Source organism: Acidovorax sp. SRB_24, from assembly GCF_012931925.1.
In genome coordinates, this window is the sequence record NZ_MWOM01000011.1 from 1 (window position 1) to 22,453 (window position 22,453).

At 67.8% G+C, this 22,453-nt stretch carries 22 protein-coding genes and 1 riboswitch; of the genes, 10 read left to right on the forward strand and 12 right to left on the reverse strand.

The window, feature by feature from the left end; translation table 11 throughout:
* The 9 genes from B2J89_RS05565 to fnr form a co-directional block, all read right to left on the reverse strand.
* Positions 1-125: biopolymer transporter ExbD (locus B2J89_RS05565; protein WP_205763726.1), on the reverse strand; the 125-nt coding region annotated here is incomplete at its 3' end.
* A 2-nt stretch (positions 126-127) separates the two neighbouring features.
* Positions 128-847 carry a MotA/TolQ/ExbB proton channel family protein gene (locus tag B2J89_RS05570; RefSeq protein WP_169168240.1) on the reverse strand — a complete coding sequence of 240 codons (720 nt, stop codon included), beginning with the start codon at positions 845-847 and terminating at the stop codon, positions 128-130.
* Between the two features lie 15 nt (positions 848-862).
* On the reverse strand, positions 863-1,570 hold the full coding sequence (locus B2J89_RS05575; protein WP_169168241.1) for an energy transducer TonB: 708 nt from the start codon (positions 1,568-1,570) through the stop codon (positions 863-865).
* Between the two features lie 140 nt (positions 1,571-1,710).
* Complete coding sequence (locus B2J89_RS05580; protein ID WP_169168242.1) at positions 1,711-1,935, reverse strand: bacterioferritin-associated ferredoxin; 225 nt, start codon at positions 1,933-1,935, stop codon at positions 1,711-1,713.
* 66 nt (positions 1,936-2,001) lie between these two features.
* Entirely contained in the window at positions 2,002-3,174 is a 1,173-nt protein-coding gene (locus B2J89_RS05585; protein ID WP_169168243.1) for an alpha-hydroxy acid oxidase, read from the reverse strand.
* 83 nt (positions 3,175-3,257) lie between these two features.
* The gene (locus B2J89_RS05590; RefSeq protein WP_169168244.1) at positions 3,258-3,947 is read right to left on the reverse strand and encodes a Fe2+-dependent dioxygenase; all 690 of its coding nucleotides are present in this window, start codon (positions 3,945-3,947) and stop codon (positions 3,258-3,260) included.
* Positions 3,948-3,976: 29 nt separating this feature from the next.
* Positions 3,977-6,136, reverse strand: coding sequence for a TonB-dependent receptor (locus tag B2J89_RS05595; protein ID WP_371809043.1), 2,160 nt, complete (start codon positions 6,134-6,136; stop codon positions 3,977-3,979).
* Positions 6,137-6,454: 318 nt separating this feature from the next.
* Positions 6,455-6,772, reverse strand: coding sequence for an SWIB/MDM2 domain-containing protein (locus B2J89_RS05600; protein ID WP_169168246.1), 318 nt, complete (start codon positions 6,770-6,772; stop codon positions 6,455-6,457).
* Between the two features lie 158 nt (positions 6,773-6,930).
* Complete coding sequence (fnr, locus tag B2J89_RS05605; RefSeq protein WP_256368833.1) at positions 6,931-7,749, reverse strand: fumarate/nitrate reduction transcriptional regulator Fnr; 819 nt, start codon at positions 7,747-7,749, stop codon at positions 6,931-6,933.
* 107 nt (positions 7,750-7,856) lie between these two features.
* Between fnr and hemN the strand changes: the two genes are divergently transcribed.
* From hemN to B2J89_RS05625, 4 genes are all read left to right on the forward strand, one after another.
* The gene (hemN, locus tag B2J89_RS05610) at positions 7,857-9,239 is read left to right on the forward strand and encodes an oxygen-independent coproporphyrinogen III oxidase (RefSeq protein ID WP_169168247.1); all 1,383 of its coding nucleotides are present in this window, start codon (positions 7,857-7,859) and stop codon (positions 9,237-9,239) included.
* A 5-nt stretch (positions 9,240-9,244) separates the two neighbouring features.
* Positions 9,245-9,979 (forward strand): sulfite exporter TauE/SafE family protein, encoded by a 735-nt coding sequence (locus B2J89_RS05615; RefSeq protein ID WP_169168248.1) that lies wholly within the window; start codon positions 9,245-9,247, stop codon positions 9,977-9,979.
* A gap of 114 nt (positions 9,980-10,093) precedes the next feature.
* Positions 10,094-11,392: an HD-GYP domain-containing protein gene (locus B2J89_RS05620; protein ID WP_371809038.1), complete on the forward strand. Its 1,299-nt coding sequence runs from the start codon at positions 10,094-10,096 to the stop codon at positions 11,390-11,392.
* The gene (locus B2J89_RS05625) at positions 11,389-13,860 is read left to right on the forward strand and encodes an EAL domain-containing protein (RefSeq protein WP_371809039.1); all 2,472 of its coding nucleotides are present in this window, start codon (positions 11,389-11,391) and stop codon (positions 13,858-13,860) included. Before B2J89_RS05620 ends, B2J89_RS05625 begins: the two co-directional genes overlap by 4 nt.
* On the opposite strand, the gene B2J89_RS05630 is transcribed toward B2J89_RS05625, so the two are convergent.
* From B2J89_RS05630 to B2J89_RS05640, 3 genes are all read right to left on the reverse strand, one after another.
* The gene (locus B2J89_RS05630) at positions 13,847-14,662 is read right to left on the reverse strand and encodes a sulfite exporter TauE/SafE family protein (RefSeq protein ID WP_169168250.1); all 816 of its coding nucleotides are present in this window, start codon (positions 14,660-14,662) and stop codon (positions 13,847-13,849) included. The genes B2J89_RS05625 and B2J89_RS05630 overlap by 14 nt on opposite strands.
* 266 nt (positions 14,663-14,928) lie before the next feature.
* Positions 14,929-15,270, reverse strand: a complete 342-nt coding sequence (locus B2J89_RS05635; protein WP_169168251.1) for a cell division protein ZapA — start codon at positions 15,268-15,270, stop codon at positions 14,929-14,931.
* Entirely contained in the window at positions 15,267-15,491 is a 225-nt protein-coding gene (locus B2J89_RS05640; protein WP_169168314.1) for a DUF904 domain-containing protein, read from the reverse strand. The genes B2J89_RS05635 and B2J89_RS05640 overlap by 4 nt, the downstream gene beginning before the upstream one ends.
* 36 nt (positions 15,492-15,527) lie before the next feature.
* Positions 15,528-15,768, forward strand: a riboswitch (cobalamin riboswitch).
* Between the two features lie 79 nt (positions 15,769-15,847).
* Between B2J89_RS05640 and B2J89_RS05645 the strand changes: the two genes are divergently transcribed.
* From B2J89_RS05645 to B2J89_RS05670, 6 genes are all read left to right on the forward strand, one after another.
* On the forward strand, positions 15,848-17,731 hold the full coding sequence (locus tag B2J89_RS05645; RefSeq protein WP_169168252.1) for a TonB-dependent receptor domain-containing protein: 1,884 nt from the start codon (positions 15,848-15,850) through the stop codon (positions 17,729-17,731).
* Complete coding sequence (locus B2J89_RS05650) at positions 17,728-19,122, forward strand: cobyrinate a,c-diamide synthase (protein ID WP_371809040.1); 1,395 nt, start codon at positions 17,728-17,730, stop codon at positions 19,120-19,122. The genes B2J89_RS05645 and B2J89_RS05650 overlap by 4 nt, the downstream gene beginning before the upstream one ends.
* Complete coding sequence (locus B2J89_RS05655; protein WP_169168254.1) at positions 19,119-19,703, forward strand: bifunctional adenosylcobinamide kinase/adenosylcobinamide-phosphate guanylyltransferase; 585 nt, start codon at positions 19,119-19,121, stop codon at positions 19,701-19,703. Before B2J89_RS05650 ends, B2J89_RS05655 begins: the two co-directional genes overlap by 4 nt.
* Complete coding sequence (locus tag B2J89_RS05660; RefSeq protein ID WP_169168255.1) at positions 19,703-20,611, forward strand: ABC transporter substrate-binding protein; 909 nt, start codon at positions 19,703-19,705, stop codon at positions 20,609-20,611. The genes B2J89_RS05655 and B2J89_RS05660 overlap by 1 nt, the downstream gene beginning before the upstream one ends.
* Entirely contained in the window at positions 20,608-21,681 is a 1,074-nt protein-coding gene (locus B2J89_RS05665) for an iron ABC transporter permease (RefSeq protein WP_169168256.1), read from the forward strand. The genes B2J89_RS05660 and B2J89_RS05665 overlap by 4 nt, the downstream gene beginning before the upstream one ends.
* 20 nt (positions 21,682-21,701) lie before the next feature.
* Positions 21,702-22,453, forward strand: a 752-nt coding sequence (locus tag B2J89_RS05670; protein WP_169168315.1) for an ABC transporter ATP-binding protein, incomplete at its 3' end; no start/stop codon positions are given.

The following is a 22,453-nucleotide window of genomic DNA, read 5'->3' on the forward strand; positions in this document are numbered from 1 at the left end:
GCGTGTTTCATGACCGGCACGGTGATGATGAAGATGATGAGCAGCACCAGCATCACGTCGACCAGCGGCGTCATGTTGATCTCGTTCATCACCTCGTCGGCTTCGTCCTGGGTTCCGAAGGCCATGCTCAGGCCCCTTTCTTGAGCGGCAGCACCCTGGCGGCTTCGCCGCTGGAAGAAACGCGCGCGCCGGTGACGAAGTAGGCATGCAGGTCGTGCGCAAAGCTGTTCATGCGGATCAGCACCGACTTGTTGCCGCGCACCAGCGCGTTGTAGCCGAGCACGGCGGGGATGGCCACGGCCAGGCCCAGGGCGGTCATGATCAGCGCCTCGCCGATCGGGCCGGCCACCTTGTCGATGGTCGACTGGCCCGAGGTGCCGATGGCCAGCAGCGCGTGGTAGATGCCCCACACCGTGCCGAACAGTCCGATGAACGGCGCCGTGGAGCCGACCGACGCCAGAATCGCCAGGCCCGACTGCAGGCGCGCGGTGAATTCGTCGATGCAGTTGCGCAGGCAGCCCGTGACCCAGTCGCTCACGTCCAGGCTGTCGTGCAGCTGGCCTTTGGTGTTGCGGTGGTGGGCCGTGGCTTCGCGCCCTTCCAGCGCCAGCTGGCGAAACGGGTTGCCGGGGTCGGCGCCGAGCTTGCCCAGGCCGGCCGCAAAGTCTTCGCTGTGCCAGAAGCTCTGCGCCGCGCGGGCGTACTTCTTGAATTGGATGATGTCCAGCGCCTTGACGAGGATGACGATCCACGAGGCCAGCGACATCGCCAGCAGCAGCACGGCGACAAAGCGCGTGACGAAGTCACCCTGGGTCCAGACGTTGGCGATGCCAAATTGCGATTCCATGAAAACTCCTGAAAATTATTCGAGAACAAAATTGATGGGCACCAGGTTCCACATGGCTTCGGGCACGCCGCCCCGTTTGCCCGGCACGAAGCGCCAGCGCACCACGGCGTCCTGGGCTTGGCGGTCGAGCCGGTCGTAGCCGCTCGATTGCTTGACTTCGACCTTCTGCGGCCGGCCCTGTTCGTCGATGAAGACGCGCAGCAGCACCTTGCCCTGCTCACCCATGCGCTTGCTGATGGCAGGGTAGCTCGGGGCCGGGTTGTTCAGGTAGGCCGCATTGCTCGACGGCAGCTCGATTCGCGGCGGCGCGGCGGGTGCGGGCGCCGGCGCTGCGACAGGCGCCACCGGGGCCGTTGGAGCCGCCGGGGCGGGAACTGGATCGGGCGTGGGCTCGGGTGCCGAAACCGGTGGTGCATGGGATGCGGGGTCGGCCACGGCCAGTGGCGCCGGTGCGGGCCGGGGGGTAGGCTTCTTCGCGACGGCCGGGCGCGGTGTGGGCGGGGCTGGTAGGGCTGGTGGCGTGGGCGGCTGCCGCACTTCGGGCACGGGAGGCGCGACGAACTCGGCGATCACCTCGGCAGGCACGATGATTTCGGGACTGTGGCGCGCCAGGCCCGACTGCAGCGCCCACAGGGCTGCCGCATGGGCCAGCACGACCCCACCGGCCACCACCGCATTGCGGCCCAGGCCTCCGGTGGAGGTGCAACGGTCAAATTGAGACATAAAAAGGATAGCTGCCAGCGCTTTATGGCATTGGGCTAGAGGCCAATTTGACTGAGATTATGGAAGCAAAATCCACCACGCTGCAAGCGCCACCAGCAACGCACTGGCGGCAAGGACGACGACGAGAAACATGGCGCAACTCAGACCGCGCAGGCACACGAAGGCGGCGCAGCCGCCTCATTGTGCAGCGCCGCCACGGGGTGCATGGCATGGCACTGGGCCACCACATCGCGCGCGCAGCCCTCGCATTGGCCGCACTGGGTGGCCACGCCCAGCTCGAACTGAATTTCGTCAAAACCCATGCCTGCGCGGGCATGGCGGGCAATTTCGCGGTCGGAAACACGGCGGCAGACACAGACGATCATGGCGGGCAGGCAATAGATGGCTGGCGGTTGAAAGAATGGATGAATTATAAATGAGAATCTGTCGCATTAGTAATCACCCCGCGCACACCGTGGTGTAAAAGTTTGCAGGGCGGGCAGGTCCAACAGGGCCGGCGTGACCCGCTCCAGGGTGGCGCAGCCGGTCAATGCCATGGCGATTTCCAGCTCGTCGCGCAGCAGCCGCAGCACATGCGCGACGCCGGCGGCGCCCGCGTGCGCCAGGCCATAGACGGCCGGGCGCCCGAGCAGCACGGCGCTGGCGCCGAGCGCCAGCGCCTTAAGCACGTCGGTGCCGCGGCGGATGCCGCCGTCCACCAGCAGCGGCAGCGCGCCCTGCACGGCCTGCGCCACGCGCGGCAGGGCATGGGCCGTGGCGGGCGCGGTGTCGAGCGTGCGGCCGCCGTGGTTGGAGACGATCAGGCCGGCCACGCCCAGCGCCGCGGCCTGGCGCGCATCGTCGGGGTGCAGCACGCCCTTGAGCAGCACCGGCAGGCGCGTGACCGATTGCAGCCACTGCACATCGGCCCAGGTCGGGGCGTGGTGCAGCAGGCCATCGAACAGGGGACTTTGCCCCGGGGACAGCAGGCGCGCTGGCGGGGGCGCCAGGCCGGCCAGGTGCACGGCCGAGATGCCGGCCGGCAAGCGAAAGCCCGCGCGCCGTTCGCGGTCGCGCGCGCCGCTGGTGGGCGCATCCACCGTCAGCACCAGGGCGTCGCAGCCGGCGGCTTCGGCGCGCTGCACCAGCTCGCGCGTGAAGCCCCGGTCGTGCTGCAGGTACAGCTGGAACCACAGCGGGCCGCTGGCCGGATCGCCCTGCATGGCCTGCGCCACTGCCTCGACCGGGGTGCTCGACTGCGTGCTGAGCACCAGGCCCGCGCCCAGGGCAGCTGCGGCATAGGCGCTGGCCAGTTCGCCATCGGGGTGCGCCATGCGCTGGAACGCGATGGGGGCCAGCAGGATCGGGTGCGCCAGCGTGCGGCCCAGCAGCGTGGTGCGCGTGTGGCCGCCGGCCAGCGCGCGCAGCACGCGCGGCTGCAATGTGATCCGGTCCCAGGCGCTGTGGTTGGCGGCGAGCGTGATCTCGTCGGCCGCGCCGCCGCTGAAGTAGGCCCAGGCGTTGTCGTCGAGGCACTGGCGCGCCAGCCGCTCATGGTCGGCCAGGCTGGCGGTGCCGGGGGGCACGGCGTGCCGCTGCAGGGAGGGGACGGGTTTTGTGGTCAAAATGGGCTCCAGCCCAATATGGGCAAGCGCTGGTAGCTATCGTTTTAGGTTTCCTGGGTAGCACGCGCCGTGCGGGGCTGGCCTCAGGCATCGGCCCACATGCGCAGCAGGTTGTGGTACGTGCCCGTCAGGCCGACCACGGCGGGGTCGCTGTCGCCGACGCGGCTGCGCAGCTTGAGCAAGTCCATGTCCATGTTCCACAGCAGCAGGCGCTGCTCGGTCGAGCGCACCATGCTCTCGATCCAGAAGAAGCTGGCGATGCGCGCGCCGCGCGTGACGGGCGCGACCTGGTGCACGGTCGAGCTGGGGTAGAGCACCATGTCGCCGGCCGGCAGCTTGACGTGGCGCTCGCTGTGCGCCTCCTGGATGCGCAGTTCGCCGCCCTCGTATTCCTCGGTCCCGGCCAGGAACAGGGTGCAGGAAATGTCGCTGCGCACCCATTGCTCGGGCGCCTTGGAGCGCAGCACGGCGCCATCGACATGGGCGCCGTAGAAATTGCTCTCGCCGCTGTAGCGGTTGAACAGCGGGTTGAAGATCTTCTTGGGCAGCGCGGCGGAAAAGAACAGCGCGTCGCGCTGCAGCGCCGCCAGCACCAGCGCGCGCAGCTCGTGTGATGGCGCGCTGTCTTGCGCCAGTTGCTCGTTGCGTTTCTGCGTCAGGGCCTGGCCTCCGGCGCTGCTGCGGCCATCGACCCAGGGCGCATCGGCGCCCAGCAGGGCGCGGGCGGTCTGGACCTCTTCGGGGGTGAGAATGTTTTTGAGGTGCAAGAACATGGTGGGTCCGCAACAGGTGGGGGCAGGGTTTAGAAGCGCGTCTTGAGCGTCAGCTGGACCGAACGCGCAGTGCCCGGGGCGTAGAAGCCGCGGTACAGCGTGTCGGCGTAGAGCTTGTTGGTCAGGTTGCTGACGTTGAGCTTGAGCGTGGTCTTGTCGTCGAAGCTGTACTCGACCATGGCGTCGGCCGTGGCAAAGCCGCTCGCCGCCAGGTTGCGCGCACCCTCGGGGTTTTGCTTGCCACGGTAGGTCAGGCCGGCACCCACGCGCAATTGCGGTGTCAGGACATAGGTGCTCCAGATGCTGCCGCTGTGCTTGGGGGTCAGGCCCGGGCGGTCGCCTTGCACCTGCGCGCCGCCGCCGTTGGCCGCCAGGGGCGTGGTGCTCCTGTCGATCTTGGCGTTGGGAATCCAGGTGTGGTTCAGGAAGATGTCCCACTTCGGCGTGATGCGGCCTGCCAAGTTGAACTCCGTACCAGCGGCGTGGCGCTTGCCCGACAGCAGGTAGCCCGGGTTGTCGGGGTCGGTGTTGCGCTCGTTGAATTTTTCGCTGTAGAACGCGGCCACCCCCAGCAGCGCACGGCGCTCGAACAGCTCCCATTTGCCGCCGATCTCGATGTTGCGACTTTTTTCAGGTGGCGTGTCGGCCAGCGATCCGGTGCTGGCACTCACGTTGCCGAACTGGTAGGTGTCCGCCGAGGTGTTGAACGAGGAGCCATAGGACAGGTAGTAGGAGTCCAGCTCGTTGGGCTGGAACAGCGCACCCACGCGCGGGCTCCACAGGCCGTCGGAGGTTTCGTCGCTCAAGGCGCCGCTGGCGTTGCGGTACGAGGCCTTGAACTGGTCGTAGCGCAGGCCGCCGACCAGCTTGACGGTGGAGGTCAGCGCCATCGTGTCCTGCACGTACAGGCCGATGTTCTGGGCCTTGAAGGTGTTGAAGGCCACTGGCGCGCGCGCATCGGGCGCCGACGCGCCGTTGTTGGGCGTGCCGACGAAAGTGCCCAGACCGTTGGTGGCCGATGAATTACCGGCCGGGTTGGCATAGCTGGAGTTGCGGTGGGCGTCGTCGTGGTAGTAGTCGACGCCGGCCAGGATGTCGTGCTTCTTGCCGCCCCAGTGGAACGAATTCGTGTAGTCGCTCTGGATCTGCGTCATCGTGCTTTCGCCGATGCGGCCCTTGGATGCGCGCGTCAGCGGCGTGCTGGCGTTGATCTGGTCGAGCGACGTGATGGGCGAGCCAAAGCGGATCGCGCTGGCCAGCAGGTCGCGCTCGTATTGGCCGTGGCGCAGGCGCGTCTGCAGTTCGCCGCCGTCGCCGAAGCGGTGGATGTGGCCCAGGGTCAGGTACTGCGACGAGGTGTTGAGGTGGTCGCTGGCCAGGCCGTAGTAGTTCCTGGCCGGCAAGGTGGGCACGATCTTGCCGTTGTCGCTGATCCACGGGTGGTTGTAGTTGGGGCGGCCCTGGACATCCAGGTAGTACAGACCGACCGAGAACTCGTCGCGCGTGCCGATGCCCCAGCTGAAGGTGGGCGCAATGCCGCGCTTGTCCTGCTTGGCGCCGAAATTGTCGGCGCTGTGCACCATGGCATTGAGGCGCAGCGCTGCGTTCTCGCCGGTCTTCCAGTTGAAGTCGCCCGTGAGGCGGTGCTCTTTGCCCGTGCCCAGGGTGTACGAGGCTTCGTGTTGGTCGATCAGGAGCGGCGCCTTGTTGACTTGGTTGACCACGCCGCCGGTCGAGCCCTTGCCAAACAGCATGGAGGCCGAACCCTTGAGCACCTCGACGCGGTCGAGGTTGAAGGTGTCGCGTTCGTACAGCGGTGCGTCCTTCATGCCATCGGTGTAGATGTCACCGGCCTGGCCCAGCGAGAAGCCGCGCAGGCGCACGTCTTCCTCGCCGGTCTCGCCCGCCTGGAACGTGACGCCCGCCGTGGTGCGCAGAACGTCGCGGAAGTCGTCCTGGTTGCGGTCGTTCATCAGCTTTTCGGTGAACACCGTCACGGACTGGGGGATGTCGCGGATGTCCTGGTTGCCCTTGCCCACGGTGGTCTTCTTGGCGCGCAGCGTGTCCTTGCTTTGGATCTCGGCGCTGCCGTGCACGGTGACGGTCGAGAGAGTGGGCGTGGCGGTCTCGGTGGTTTGCGCCCAGCTGCCCACGGACGCGGCCAGCATCAGTGCGCCCAGGGGCAGCATGGCCTTGTCGGCAGGCGACGCTGCGGAAAGGGGGGCGGGGGGCTGCGGGGAATGCAGTGCGGGGTTGCGGCGCTGTGCGCGTGGTTGTGCCAATCTGGCCTCCGTCGGGTTTGAAAATACAACCGACACCGCAAGGGTGTCAGCAGGGAACGCGAGGCAGTGGCTGGGAAACTGGCTGTGCTTCGACAAGCACGCCATGATAAATCAAATGAAATGCATTCTCATTCGCATTGGTCGCAAAAACCACAGCGGACCGGAAGCACAGGCGAAAAAAAGCCGGCCTAAGCCGGCTTGGAAGAAAAAGTGCAGCTGCCTGACTTACTTCACGTGCTTGCCGATCAGGCCGGCCATCTCGAACATCGACACCTGGGGCTTGCCAAAGACTTCCTTGAGCTTGGCGTCGGCATTGATCATGCGCTTGTTGGCGGCGTCCTGCAGGTTGTGCGCCTTGATGTAGACCCACAGCTTGCTGATGATTTCGGTGCGCGGCAGCGGCGCATTGCCGACCACGGCGGCGAGGGCGGGGCTGGGCGTCAGGGCCTTCATGAAGGCTGCGTTGGGGGTGCGCTTCTTGGCGGGAGCGGCGGCCTTGTCAGCAGCGGCGGCCTGGGCCGGGGCTTTTTTTGCAGTTGCCATGTTGGGTTTTCCTTTTTAGGGTGGTCATTGAACCAGCGAAAACCTGCTTCTCCACTGGCCCGGTGATGCTACTGGGAAAAAAACGCCTTTCCAAGCGGACAGGGGCTTTTTTTGCGTCGCCTTGTTGCAGTCTTGCATAAGCGCAGCGCAGGCGCTCATCAGCCGCAGTTTTGCGGATTGACAAGGCGCCTGAGCGCATCGGGGTCGATGATGCGCACATGGCGCTGCTTGACTTCCATGGTGCCTTCCTCGACGAATTTGGAGAAGGTGCGGCTCACGGTCTCGAGCTTGAGGCCCAGGTAACTGCCGATTTCCTCGCGCGTCATGCGCAACACCAGCTCGGACTGCGAGAAGCCGCGCGTGTGCAGGCGCTGCACCAGGTTGAGCAGGAAAGCGGCCAGGCGCTCTTCCGCGCGCATGCTGCCCAGCAGCAGCATCACGCCGTGCTCGCGCACGATTTCGCGGCTCATGATCTTGTGTACATGGCTTTGCAGCGCAGTCACTTCACGCGACAGCTCCTCAATGCGGTCAAAAGGCATGACGCAAACCTCGGCGTCTTCGAGGGCGACGGCATCGCAGGTGTGCCGGTCGTTGACGATGCCGTCCAGGCCGATGATCTCGCCCGCCATCTGGAAGCCCGTGACCTGATCGCGCCCGTCCTCGGTGGCCACGCAGGTTTTGAAGAACCCGGTGCGGATTGCATACAGCGAGGTGAACTCCTCGCCGTTGCGAAACAGCGTGGCACCGCGCTTGACCTTGCGGCGTGTCGCCACCACTTCATCGATGCGCTGCAGCTGCGCATCGTTCAAGCCCATGGGCATGCACAGCTCGCGCAGGTTGCAGTTGGAGCAGACCACCTTGAGCGCTTGGGGCGTCACCTGGATGGGAATGCTGCCACTGTGGTGCGTCCCATGCGCAGTGTCGGAGGGCGAAGCTGGGGACGCCAGGGCGGTGCGGGTGGAGGGTGCGTCTGACATGGGTCAAATTATGAACCATCCACCCCGGCAGACACCCTTGATCAAAGTCAAGGACAGGGGCGCTTCCGTGTTGCACAGTGTGCTGGTTCGCTAGGAAGGCTTTTTCCATGACCGCTGTTACCCCCGAATTGCTCACCCGGTTTGACGTCCCCGGGCCGCGCTACACCTCTTATCCCACGGCCGACCGCTTTGTCGAGGCGTTTGGGGAAGATGAGTACGTGCTTGCCTTGCAGCAACGCCGTCTCGGCGCTGCGGGCAAGGCGCTGCCGCTCTCGCTGTATGTGCACATTCCCTTTTGCGAGTCGCTGTGCTACTACTGCGCCTGCAACAAGATCATCACCAAACACCCAGAGCGTGCCGATGTCTACCTGCGTTACCTGAGCCGCGAGGTCGACTTGCATGTGGCCCATTGCGGGGGGGGGCAGGTGGTCAGCCAGCTGCACCTAGGCGGGGGCACGCCCACGTTTTTGTCCGACGCGGGCCTGCGCGAACTCATGGCCATGCTGCGGCGCAGCTTCACGTTTGCGCCGGGCGGCGAGTATTCGATCGAGGTCGATCCGCGCACGGTGGACGCGGACCGGTTGGCGCTGCTGGCCGAGTTGGGATTCAACCGCCTGAGCTTCGGTGTGCAGGACTTCGATGCGGAAGTGCAGAAGGCCGTGCACCGCATCCAGCCTGCGGAGCAGGTGTTTGCGCTGGTGGCGGAGGCCCGGGCCCTGGGTTTCGAGTCGGTCAATGTCGACCTGATTTATGGCCTGCCGCGCCAGACACCGGAGTCGTTCGACCGCACGCTGGCGCAGGTCGCGCAGCTGCGGCCCGACCGCATTGCGCTGTACGCGTACGCGCACCTGCCAGAGCGCTTCAAGCCGCAGCGCCGCATCATCTCGGCCGATCTGCCCATGGCGTCGGCCAAGGTGGCCATGCTGTCGCGCTCGCTTGAAGCCTTCCGCCAGGCGGGTTATGTGTATGTGGGCATGGACCATTTTGCGTTGCCCGAAGATGCCCTGGCCGTGGCCAAGCGCCAGGGGCGACTGCACCGCAACTTCCAGGGCTACAGCACGCAGCCCGACTGCGATCTGATCGCCTTGGGGGTTTCCGCGATCGGCCGCGTGGGCGCCACTTACAGCCAGAACGCCAAGACGCTCGATGAGTATTACGACTGCCTCAACCAGGGCAAGCTGCCGATCGTGCGCGGCCTGGCGCTCTCGCGCGACGATCTGGTGCGGCGCGCTGCCATCATGGCCTTGATGTGCCAGGGCGAAATCCTGTTTGAGCCGATGGAGCAGGCCTGGCTGCTGGATTTCCGGCAGTATTTTGCCGCTGAACTGGAGCAGCTGCAGGAAATGGCCGGGCAGGGTTTGGTGCGCATGAGCGACGACGGTGTGGAGGTGACGCCCATGGGCTGGTACTTCGTGCGCGGAATCGCCATCGTGTTTGACAGGTACTTGCAGGCCGACCGCAACCGGGCGCGGTTTTCGCGCATCATTTAGGGTTCATGATTGCTTCTATCGCCTGGACTGCCTTGGTCATGGGGCTCGTGGGTGGGCCCCACTGCCTTGCCATGTGTGCTGCCCCCTGCAGCGCGGTGACCGGTATGGGCCGCGAGGATGTGGCACAGACCAGCGAGCCGCGCACCGTGCAGCCGCTGCAGTGGATGCGCAGGGGCGGGAAGGCCCGGCGTCTGTGGGCCTACCATGGTGGCCGTTTGGCGGGCTATGCGAGCGCGGGGGCTGTGGCGGCCATCGCGATGCAGAGCCTGGCCTGGATGACGCAGCAGACCATGGCCTTGCGCCCGGTCTGGACGCTGCTGCACGTCGCCATGCTGGCCTGGGGGCTGATGATGGTGGTGCAGGCGCGCCAGCCTGCGTGGATGGAAGACGCGGGTCGCGCCGTGTGGGCGCGCGTGCGCCCCGTGGTGGCCGCTCCCGGAGGGGTGTTCGTGACCGGGTTCGCGTGGGCGCTCATGCCTTGTGGCTTGCTGTATTCGGCTTTGTTGGTGGCCGCGCTCAGTGGCGGTGCCCTGCAGGGGGCTTTGTCCATGGCGCTGTTTGCCGTCGGCAGCGGCGTGTGGCTGGTGACAGGCCCCTGGCTGTGGCTGCGCCTGCGCGCGCGCCTTAACGCCGCGCGCGCCAGCTGGGGCACGCGGCTGGCGGGCATGGCGCTGTGCGGCGTGGCCAGCTGGGCTTTATGGATGGACCTGGTGTATCGCCCTTCTCTGTGGTGCCGCTAGCGCGGCTGCAGGGCGTGCACAATGCATGCTCGCATTGTGGTAGCGTTACAAGATGACACCCATAATGGCGGCCAAACCGTGTGGGGTGTAATCCTCGACGTCAGGCACCCCGAAGTGAAAAATTCCCTCCTTATCGATCCCGCTCAGCTGCGCGTTGGCATGTTTGTCCAGCTTGACATCGGCTGGATGCACCATCCCTTTCCGGTGAGCAGTTTCCGGATTTCATCTTCAGCGCAGATCGATACACTTCGCAGCCTCGGGCTCGAGAAGGTGCGGTATTTTCCTGAAAAAGGCGACCTTTTCCCGAACGAGACTGTCTTAGAAAAAGCGGGTTCCGCCGGCCTCGAACGCGGCGACGCAATGCCAGAAGCTCAGGTGTCCTCGCCCATCGCTGGCGCTGTAGACCCTTCGGCACAGGCGAGCGGCCCGAGCGCGTACCGGCAAAGCCTCGCGCGCTGCGATCAGCGTTTCATGGTGGCGACCCAGCGCTACTGCGCGCTGGTGGCTGCGGCTGCCGACAACATCAGCTATGCACGCGACACCAGTCGGGAATTGGTATCAGAGTGTGTTGATGCGCTGCTGCACAGCGGCGATTCCGTCATCCGTCTCCTTTCTGAGGGGGTGGGTGAGCGCAGCGCATTGCACCCGGTCAACGTAATGGTGCTCAGTTTGCTGCTGGGCAAGGCGCAGGGCATGGCCGCTGAGGAGCTTCAGGATTTGGGGCTGGCGGCACTGCTCCATGACCTGGGCAAGATGCACCTGCGCCAAAAGGGCGTCTGGACACCCGAAATCCTGTCTGCCGCCGAACTGGCGCTTTACCAGTCGCATGTGGGCAAGTCGGTGGCCTTGGCGCAGCGCATGGGTTTCTCCAGCGCCGTGCTGACGGCCATCGCACAGCACCACGAGATGGCCGATGGCAGCGGCTTCCCATTGCATCTGCTGGGCGACGACATGGGGAAGGCGGGGCGCATCCTGGCCCTGGTGAACCGCTACGATGGCCTGTGCAACCCTGCGCGGGCGGCCGATGCGCTGACGCCCCATGAAGCACTGTCGGTGCTGTTTGCGCAGTTCAAGGGCCAATTCGAAGCAGTCACGTTGGGGGCTTTCATCCGCATGATGGGGGTGTATCCACCAGGCTCCATCGTGCAACTGGTCAACGACCAGTTTGCCATCGTGCTTTCCGTCAATTCCTCGCGCCCGCTGCGTCCCAAGGTGATGGTGCACGATCCGCGCGTGCCCCAGGGCCAGGCGCCGGTACTCGATCTGGAAAGCGTTCCCGAGCTGGGCATCCGACGCAGTCTCAAGCCCGCGCAACTGCCACGTGCGGCGCTCGACTATCTGTCGCCGCGGGAGCGCATTTGCTACTTCTTTGACAGAGCCGTGGACACGGGTTCGCACGGAGCGGATCTGTGAGTGCCACGGCACGCGATGCCCTGTGGCAGTCGGCTTTCGACGGCTTGCAGGAGGCCGTCTGGGTGGTGGACGAGCCATCCCGCACGCTTCTTTTTGCCAACCTGAGCGCCGCGCGCCTGGTGGGCATGCCGCGCGGCGATTTGAAAGGCATCTCGGTCATGCGCCTGGCGGCAACGCCTGAGGACCAGTGTTTCTGGGCCGAACCGTCGCATGTCCTGGCGCAGGGCATCCATTCTTTCTCCAGCCTGCTGCGCGCCGATGGAGCCCTGGTGTCCGTGGAGCGCAAGGTGGGTGCGTTCGCCATGCTTGAACCTGGCGCGGCATTGCTCATGACCATGCGCGACTGCAGTGCCCAGCAAGCCACGGAGCGCGAGCTGGAGAGCTTGCTGTCACAGCTGCGGGCCACCCTGGACTCTGCTGCCGACGGCATGCTGGTGTGCGACCTGGCCGGCGGTGTGCGCGCCTTCAATCAGCGGCTGGCCTGCATCTGGGGCATGCCGCAGAGCCTGCTCGTGCAGCGCAACGATGCGGCCGTGCACGCTTTCATGGCCGAGGGCGTGCTCGACCCAAGTGTCTATCTGGAACGTTTGAGCGCCATCGCCCATGCGCCGCAAGAGCACAGCAGCGACATCCTCTTGCTGCGCAGCGGCCAGGTGCTGGAGCGGCGCAGTGTGCCGCAAATGCACCGCGGCACCGTCATGGGCCGGGTCTATTCATTCCGGGACATCACGGACGAGGTCGAGGCGCAGGCGGGACTGCGGCTGGCGTCCACGGTGTTCGACTGCAGCCCCGATGCGATTTTCATCGCCGACGACATGCACCGTCTGCTGCGCCTCAACCCGGCGTGCGAGCGCCTGCTCGGGAGTGGGGCGCAGCAGCTGCAGGGGAGCGCTGTCGCTGCACTCTTTGGCCGCGAGAACGGTGAACGCCTGCTGTCCCAGGCACTGGCACAGTGGCAGGGTGACGGCGTCTGGCGTGGCGATCTGGTGGTTGCGCGTGCCAGCGGTGCGGGCTGCGCCGTGCACCTGTCGTGGGTGCCGCTGCGCGGCGAAGGCGGGAGCCTGAAGCAAAGCATTGGCTTCATGCGCGACCTCACCGAGCAGCATGCCGCGCAAAAACGCATCGATGAGCTCGCTTACAGCGATGTGCTGACCGGCTTGCCCAACCGGCTATTGCTGTCGCGGCGCGTGGAAGATGTGCTGCGATCGTCGCTGCCCGGAGCGGCACGCTTTGCCGTGCTGTTTCTGGACCTGGACAGGTTCAAGGTCATCAACGACTCGCTGGGCCATGCGTTTGGCGACCGGGTCTTGCAACTGGTCGCGGCCCGGCTGCAATCCTGCTTGCGCCAGGCGGACATGCTGTGCCGCCTCGGTGGCGATGAGTTTTTGGTCTACCTGCATGGTGGCAATGCCGACGTGGCCGAGATGGTCGCGCGGCGCATGCTCGATGAGATGCGCCGGCCTTTCACGCTGGATGGCATGGGGTTTTCGATCCAGTGCAGCATGGGGGTCGCGATGTACCCGCAAGACGGCGATGGCCTCGACGACCTGATCAAGCATGCCGACAGTGCCATGTACCGCGTCAAGGAGCGTGGACGTGGAAACTACGGCTTCTACCAGCCGCAGATGAATGCCAATCTGCTCTCGCGCATGAAGCTTGAGCATGCGATGCGCCAGGCGCTCGACCGGCAGTGCATGGCCGTGCATTACCAGCCACAGATCCACATGGAGTCGGGCCGCATCGTGGGCGCCGAGGCCCTGCTGCGCTGGACCGATCCCGAGCTGGGGCCCATCTCGCCGGGCGTCTTTGTGCCGCTGGCCGAGGAGTCGGGCTACATCGTCACGCTGGGGGCCTGGGTGCTGGCGCAGGCCGTGCAGCAGTCGGCGCGCTGGATGCATGCGGGCACGCCGCTTCCGGTGTCGGTCAACGTGTCGGCGCTGGAGTTCCGCCAGCCTGACTTTGTCGAGCGCCTGACCCATCTCTTGGCCCTGTATGCGCTGCCGCCATCCTTGCTGGAGCTGGAACTGACCGAGTCGATCCTGCTGCAGGACGCGCAAGAGGCGGCGCAGCGCCTGGCTGCCGTTGCGGCGCTGGGCGTGGCCCTGGCCATCGACGATTTCGGCACAGGGTATTCGAGTCTGGCCTACCTCAAGAAGCTGCCCATCCGCAAGCTCAAGGTGGACCAGTCCTTTGTGCGCGGTCTGCCGAACGACGAAGGCGACCTGGCCATCGTCACCGCCATTGCCCACATGGGGCGCGCCTTGCGCATGCAGGTGGTGGCCGAGGGCGTGGAAACCGAAGCGCAGAGAGCCGTGCTGCAGCAACTGCAGTGCGACCACTACCAGGGGTTCTTGTACTCCCCCGCGGTCACTGCCGCCGATTTCGGGCATTTGCTCAAGGCTGCGGCCTTCAAGAAGGGGCTGCCGCAGGGCCACGCGGTGGCTGGGTTGCCCCTCAGCCTGCCATGAGGCCTTTCCAGAGCATGTAAGCGGCGAGTCCCAGCAGCAAACTCGCAAAAACGCGCTTGAGCTGCTTGACCGGCAGCCGGTGCGCAGCCCGTGCGCCCAAAGGTGCTGTCAACACGCTGCACGATGCAATCACCCCCAGCGCGGGCAGCCAGACATAGCCGAACGACGCCGGCGGCAGCCCTGGCACAGACTGCCCCGCGACCACGTAGCCCACCACGTTCGACAGCGCGATCGGAAAACCCAGTGCCGCGCTGGTGGCCACCGCGTGGTGGATGGGCACATTGCACCAGGCCATGAACGGCACGCTGACAAAGCCGCCCCCCGCGCCCACCAGCCCCGACAGAAAGCCGATCACGCCGCCCGCGGCCACCTGGCCACCGGCCCCGGGCATCTGCCGCGTGGGGGCGGGTTTGCGGTCCACAAACATCTGGAATGCAGAGAAGCTGACAAACAGGCCGAAAAACAGGGCCAGAAACGAGCCTTTGAGCAGCGCAAAAACCCCCAGGCTCGCCAGCATGCCGCCCGCGACGATGCCCGGAGCGAGGCGCCACACCAGATCCCAGCGCACCGCGCCGCGCCGGTGGTGGGCGCGCACGCTGGAAATCGAGGTGAACATGATGGTGGCCATGGACGTGGCAATGGCCATCTTGACCGCCAGACCGGGCGCCACCTGCTGCAGGCCCAGCAGGTAGGTCAGGAAGGGCACCAACAGCATGCCGCCGCCGATGCCGAGCAGACCGGCCAAGAATCCGGTGGTCAGACCCAGGGCGGCGAGCTGGACGATCAGGAGAGTGCTGAGCATGGAGAGGTACGCTTCAAAAAAACAGCGCGCCCTGGGGGCGCGCTGTAGAGAAAAAGGTGTCTGCGAATGCCACCGGACCGGCATCCTGAACCGGGGGTTCAGGTGGGCGAGGGCAGCCAGGCGTTGGGTTCATCTGACGCGAGATGATCACGCTCACCGGGCGATGTACCAAGCCCGTGCTCAATGAGCATTGGTTCAAGGAAATATAAAGCCCGGCAGCACCGCAGACACCTCCATTGTAGGCGCTTGCGCGCCGCATGGCAGGGCTAGAGCAGCTTGCCCTGCTCGCCCAGCGCCTGGTCCAGGCGCTGCACCAACGACCGCAGTTGCTGCATGTCGCATCCGTCCGGGTTGGAGGCAGCAGCGGGGGGCGTAGCCGTGGCCGCCGCAGAGGTCAGGCTCTGCGCTTCGTGGTCGGCCAGCTCGAACGCCATGTTCAGCGCGGCCAGCACCGCGATGCGCTCACGCGCGCGCACCTTGCCGGCGTCGCGGATGCGGGTCATCGCGGTGTCCACGCGCTCCACCGCTTCGAGCAGGCGCGCCTCGCGCCCCTCGGGGCAGCCCAGCAGGTAGCTTTGCTGCATGATCTGCACCTCGATTTGCTTCATTCGGCATCCTTTGGCGTGGGCGGCAGGCGTTCGATCAAGGCGTCCACGCGGGCGCGGGCGGCCTTCAGGCGCGACTTCAGCGAATCGCGTTCCTGGCTGAGGGCGGCAACCTGGGCAGACAGCAGTTCGTTGCTGCGCTGCAGTTCCGCGTGCTGTTGCAGCAGCCGCTCGACGCGCTGTGCAATCTGTTCAATGGGGTGGGTGGGGGGCGTGGAGTCCATGCTGCAGCCAATTGTAGGGTGGGCCGCGCAAAGCGCCGTAAAATCGCCGGCGTTGGTGCTCGCGGCGTGGTTCACACGCTGCAGTTCAACGGGAAGCAGGAAGGAGGTACCGGTCGCGGTGCAGCCGAGCCTGCGCTGCCCCCGCAACGGTCAGCGGACGAATCCACCCCGATTCTCTCTCCACACACATGCCACTGGGCGCCTTGAACAAGCGCCTGGGAAGGCTGTGGAGGGTGCTCCGCCAGCCCGGATACCGGCCAACACCGTGGTTGCGCGCGCCTTCCTGGGCGCCGCAGCCGTATCGCCCACATGCCGGCGGGGAAGCCGGCACGGGTTTTTTTGTTGACCTGCATCCCATGACGATTTCTTCCATCCGTGCGCGCCGTGCCGCACCTGCCTGCCTGCGTCCCGCTGTTCTGGCCCTGGCCGTGGCGGCTGCGCTGCCTGTTTTGGCGCAGCAGCCCGCGCCCGTGCAGTTGGCACAAAACACCTATGTGCCCGCGCTGCGCGAGACCGTGGTGACCGCCACGCGCACAGCGCAGCCACTGTCCGACCTGGTGGCCGATGTGTCCATCGTGGACCGCGAAACGATCGACAACAGCGGCGCCACCGGCTTGGTCGACGTGCTCGCACGCCTGCCCGGCGTGGAGATCTCGCGCAGCGGGGGCGTGGGCAACGCGTCGAACGTGTTCCTGCGAGGCGCCGAGGGGCGCTTCACCGCGGTCTACATCGACGGCGTGCGCGTGGACTCGCAGTCCACGGGAGGCGCGGTGTGGGAGCAGATCCCGCTGTCGCAAATCGACCGTATCGAGGTGCTGCGCGGCCCGGCCGCCGCCGTGTATGGCTCGGACGCCATCGGCGGCGTGATCCAGCTGTTCACGCGCAAGGGCGAAGGCCCGGCAGCCCCCTACGTGGGCATCGGCTTAGGCACCGACAACCTGCGCAGGATCGAGGCGGGCGTGAGCGGTTCCGCGGGCGAGGGCGGCGCGTTCGACTATGCGCTGGGCATCACGCGCGAGCAAAGCGATGGCTACGACATCCGCAACAATGCCGGCCACAACCCCGACAGAGACGGCTATTCCTCTACGGCGGGCCATGCGCGGCTGGGGTTCAAGGTCAATGCGCGCCACCGGCTCGACGCCACGCTGGTGGCCAACCGGCTGGAGTCGGGCTTCGACGTGTCGCCCTCCCCGGTGGACGACCGCAACCACAACCGCATGCGCACGGCGGGCCTGACCTGGTCGGCGCAGTGGACCGAGGCCTTCAATTCGCGTCTGTCCGTTACGGATTCGATGAGCCGCTATGAAACCACGCCCTCGCCCTACCTGACCGAGACCCGGTTGCGTGGCTACCTGTGGCAGAACGAATACCGCGTGGGCGCGCACCTTTTCACCGCCGCGCTGGAGCGCCGCGAGGACCACCTGGTCAACGCGCCCATCGACCAGGGGCGCTCGCAGGACGCGCTGGCGCTGGGATATGGCTTCAACGCGGGCGGCCACACGCTGCAGTTGAATGTGCGCCACGATTCCGACAGCGAGTTTGGCGGCAAGGGCACAGGCAGCGTGGCCTACGGCTACGCCCTCACGCCGGCGTGGCGCGCGACGGCCTCGGCGGGCACGGCCTTCCGTGCGCCCACGCTGTACCAGCGCTTCAGCGAGTACGGCGTGGCCACACTGGTGCCCGAGAGCAGCCGCAATGCCGAACTGGGTCTGCGCTGGGCCCAGGGCAGCAACAGCTTCTCGGTGGTGGCCTACCGCAACCGCGTGCAGAACCTGATCAGCTTCGGTGCCCCCGGCCCGTGTGCCAGCAGCTTCGGCTGCTACGAGAATACGGCGCGCGCGGAATACAAGGGCGTGACGCTCGCGGGCGCCTACAAGCTCGCGGGCGTGCAATTGCGCGGCTCGATCGACTGGCAGCGCCCGCGCGACCTCGACACCGGCAAGCTGGTGGCGCGCCGCGCCAAGCACCACGCCACCTTCGGCGCCGACACCCTGGTGGCGGGCTGGACGCTGGGTGCCGAAGTCCAGGCATCGGGCCAGCGCTTCGACAACGCCGCCAACACCAACGTGCTCGGCGGCTATGGCCTCGTCAGCCTTTACGCCAGCAAGCGCGTGGCGCGCGAATTCACGCTGCTGGCGCGGGTCGACAACCTGTCCGACAAGGTCTACGAACTGGCCCGCACCTATGTGACCCCGGGCCGCACGCTTTTCGTCGGCCTGAAGTGGGCGCCGCAGCTGTGAGCCTGCCATCCGCGCGCTGCCCGGCCGTGCTGGTCACGGCCCCGGCCTCGGGCCAGGGCAAGACCACCGTCACGGCGGCGCTGGCGCGGATGCACACGCGGCAAGGCCGGCGCGTGCGCGTGTTCAAGTACGGACCAGATTTTCTCGACCCGCACTGGCACCAGCTCGCCAGCGGCGCGCCGGTGCACCAGCTCGACCTGTGGATGACCGGCGAGGCCGACGCGCGTGCGCGCCTGCACGCCGCCGCCCAGGAGTGCGACCTGATCCTGGTCGAGGGCGTGATGGGCCTGTTCGACGGTGCACCCAGCGCCGCCGACCTGGCCGAGCGCCTGGGCCTGCCGGTGCTCGCCGTGGTCGACGCCTCGGCCATGGCCGGCACCTTCGGTGCGCTGGCGTTCGGCCTGCAGCATTACCGGCCCGGCCTGCGCTGGGCCGGCGTGCTGGCCAACCGCGTGGCCAGCAGCCGCCACGCGCAGATGCTGGAGGACGGCCTGCGCGAGAGCGCACACTGGCTGGGCGCGCTGGTGCACGTGTCGGTGGACGGCGCCGCTGGCCCCCAGGCCGGCAAGGCTGCGGGCTTGTTGCCCGAGCGCCACCTGGGCCTGGTCAGCGCGCAAGAGCTGCCCGACGGCATGGCGCGCCTGGACGCCGCCGCCGACGCGCTGGCCGCCACGCCGCTCGGGCAGATGGCGCTGGCAGACTGGCAGGCGCGCTGGTCGGTGGATTTTGCGGCGCCTGACCCAGCCGCCGATGCGCCCGAAGCCCCGCTGCTGCAGGGCCGCACCGTGGCCGTGGCGCGCGATGCGGCGTTCTGCTTCATCTACGACGCCAACATCGACTGCTTGCGGCGCATGGGCGCGCAGGTGGTGTTTTTCTCGCCGCTGATGGATGCCGCGCTGCCGCCCTGCGACGCGCTGTGGCTGCCTGGCGGCTACCCCGAACTGCATGCGCAGCAGCTCGCGGCCAACGCCCCGCTGCGCGCCAGCCTGCAGGCCCATGTGGCTGCCGGCAAGCCGGTGTGGGCCGAATGCGGCGGCATGATGGCGCTGTGCGAATCCATCACGCAGGCCGACGGCGCCTGCCAGCCGCTGTGGGGACTGCTGCCCGGCGCGGCGACCCTCCAGCGGCGCCTGGCCGGGCTCGGGCCGCAGCAGCTCGACTGGGGCGGCCAGGTGCTGCGCGGCCACACGTTCCATTATTCGACGCTGGCCAGTGGCGCGCCTGAAGTGGCCCGCACGGCGCGGCCTGGCGAGGCCAGCGCGCCCGGCGCGGGCGAGGCGCTGTACCGGCATGGCAGCATCCATGCCAGTTACTTCCACGCCTGGTTCCCCTCCAGCCCCGCTGCCGTGGCGGCGCTGCTGGGCGGGCCGGTGGTGGCGGAGGCCCCATGACCCTGTCGATGGCCCGCAGCGAACTCATCCTGGGCGGCCAGAAAAGCGGCAAGTCGCGCCGCGCCGAGCTGCTGGCCGCGCACTGGCTGGCGCAGGCGCCCGATCGCCGCGCGCTGCTGCTGGCCACGGCCCAGCCCTGGGACGGCGAGATGCGCGCGCGCATCGCGCGCCACCAGAGCGACCGCGCCGCGCGCGTGCCCGGCCTGCACACGCTCGAAGAGCCGCTCGACCTGGCCGCCGCGCTGTGCCGGCACAGCGCGCCGGGCACGCTGGTGCTCATCGACTGCCTGACGCTGTGGCTGACCAACTGGACCATGCCGGCCCCCGATTTGGAGCCAAAACAGGCGCAAACGCACGGCTGGAAAGCGCAGGCAGCTCTGTTTTTGGAAGCATTGGAGCAGGCCCCCGGGCCCGTGGTGCTGGTGGGCAACGAGATCGGCCTGGGCGTCATTCCGCTCGGGCGCGAGGTGCGCGCCTTTGTCGATGCGCTGGGCACACTGAACCAGCAGGTGGCGCACGCCTGCAGCCGCGTCACACTGATGGCGGCGGGCCTGCCACTGAGCTTGAAGGAATCCCTCTGATGAAACCGACCCCTGTGCTGCGCATCGTCGCGGTGGTGGCCGTCCTGCTGGTGCTGCTGTTGGCCATGGCGACGCTGGCGAACGCACAGCCGGTGCAGCTCACCGACGACCGGGGCCGCGCCGTGCACCTGGCGCAGCCGCCGCAGCGCATCGTCAGCCTGCTGCCCTCGCTGACCGAAACCGTGTGCGCGCTCGGCCAGTGCCAGCGCTTGGTGGGGGTCGACCGCTATTCGAACTGGCCGGACAGCGTCGAGGCCCTGCCCAAGGTGGGCGGCGGCATCGACCCGAGCATCGAGGCCATCGTCGCGCTGCGCCCGGACGTGGTGCTGGCTGCCACCTCGTCGCGCGCCATTGCGCGGCTCGAATCGCTGGGCCTCACGGTGGTCGCGCTCGAGCCCAAGACCCACGCCGACGTGCAGCGCGTGCTCGGCAAGCTGGGGCAGTTGCTCGCCGTGCCCGATGCGCAGCAGGTCTGGCGCGCGATCGATGCCGGCGTGGCCGCCGCGGCGCAATCGCTGCCGTCCACCGTGCGCAGCACGCGCGTGTACTACGAGGTCAGCCCCACCCCATATGGCGCCGGCACCACCTCGTTCATCGGCGAGACGCTGGCGCGTCTGGGTGCGCAGAACATCCTGCCCGCGCAGCTCGGGCCCTTTCCCAAGCTCAACCCCGAATTCGTGGTGCGCGCCAACCCCGACCTCATCATGGTCGGCGCGCGCAGCGCCGGAGGCATGGCCGATCGCCCGGGCTGGCAGGGCATCCGCGCCGTGCGCGAGCAGCGCATCTGCGTGTTCGACGCCGCGCAGAGCGACGTGCTGATCCGCCCCGGCCCGCGCATGGCCGAGGCCGCGCGCCTCATGGCGCAGTGCCTGGCGCGCAAGGCGCCGCCCGGGGCGGTGCGGCCATGAAGCGCGCGGCCCATGGGGGCGCCGGGCGCGGCGGCTGGCTGGCCCTGGGCCTGCTGCTGGTTTCGCTGCTGCTGGTACTGCTGGGCACGGGCGTGGGCAGCACGGGCCTCGAAAACCTCTGGCCCGCGCTGTGGGGGCGCGACGCCGAGCCGTCCGTGCGCGCCATGGCGCAGCAGATCGTCTGGGAGATCCGCCTGCCGCGCACGCTCGGCGCCTGGATGGCCGGCGCGCTGCTGGGCCTGGCCGGCGCCGTGGCGCAGGGGCTGTTCCGCAACCCGCTGGCCGATCCGTACCTGCTCGGCAGCGCCTCGGGCGCTTCGCTGGGCGTCGCGCTCGCGCTGGCCCTGGTGGGCGGCGTGGCCGGCCTGGCGGGCGGTGCGCCGGTGTCGGTGTTCTCGAGCCACTGGCTGGTGCGCCTGGGCCTGACGGGTGCGGCTTTTGTGGGCGCGGTGCTGGCGGTGTTGCTCACGCTGGCGCTGGCGCGCGGCGTGCAGCACACGCTGCGCCTGTTGCTGGCCGGCGTGATCGTGGGCGTGGTGCTCGGTGCATTCACCTCGCTGATCCTTCTGCTGTCGCCCGATTCGCTGCAGGCCATGCAGGCCTTCCTGCTCGGCTCGACCGGCTTTGTCGGCTGGAGCGCCTGCGCGCTGATGGCCGCGGTGTGGGCGCTGTGCCAGATGGCGGCATGGGCGCTGGCGCGCGCGCTCGACGGCCTGGCGCTCGGCGAAGCCACGGCGCTCAGCCTGGGCCTGCCGCTGGCGCCGCTGCGCGCCGCGCTGGTGGCGGTGATCGCGCTGGCCACCGGCACGGCCGTGGCGCAGACCGGGCTGGTGGCCTTCGTCGGTCTGGCCGCGCCGCACCTGGTGCGCGCGGCGGTGTCGGTGCCGCATGGGCGGCTGATGGCGTTGTCGAGCCTGATGGGCGGCGTGCTGCTGTGCGCGGCCGACCTGCTGGCGCGCGGCCTGGTCGCGCCGCAAGAGCTGCCCGTGGGCGTGCTCACGGCGGTGCTCGGCGGCGGCTACCTGCTGTGGCTCATGCACCGGCGCACGGCGCCCGGGGGGCTGCTGTGAGCGCTCGGAATACTCCTGAAATGATGGCTTTCAGTGCAAGCCAGGTAAGCGTCAGCCTCGGAAGCAAGCCGGTATTGCACAGCGTGGACTTGCAGCTGCGCGCAGGCCGCTGGACCAGCATCGTCGGCCCCAACGGCGCCGGCAAATCGACCCTGCTCAAGGCACTGGCCGGCCTGCTGCCGAGCAGCGGCCCGGTGCAGTTGCTCGGCCGCCCGCTGCACGCCTGGAGCCGGCGCGAGCGCGCGCGCGCCTTGTCGTGGCTGGGCCAGAACGAAAGCGCGGCCGACGACCTCACGGTGTACGACGTCGCCATGCTCGGGCGCCTGCCGCACCAGGGCTGGATGGCGCCGCCGGGCCGCGCCGACCACGCCGCGGTCGAGCAGGCGCTGCGCGCGACGCAGGCCTGGGACTGGCGCGCGCGCGCGCTCGGCCAGCTCTCGGGCGGCGAGCGCCAGCGCGTGCTGCTGGCCCGCGCCCTTGCGGTGCAGGCGCAGGTGCTGCTGATGGACGAACCGCTGGCCAACCTCGACCCGCCGCACCAGGCCGACTGGCTGCTGCTGGCGCGCGCGCTCGCGGCGCAGGGCACGACGGTGGTCAGCGTGCTGCACGAGCTGTCGATGGCGCTGCACGCCGACGACGTGGTGGTGCTGGCCGGCGGGCGCGTGCAGCACCATGGCGCGGCGGGCGATGCGGCCACGCACCGCGCGCTCGAGCGCGTGTTCGACCAGCGCATTGCGATCCATGCGGTCGCCGGGCAGTGGGTGGCGCTGCC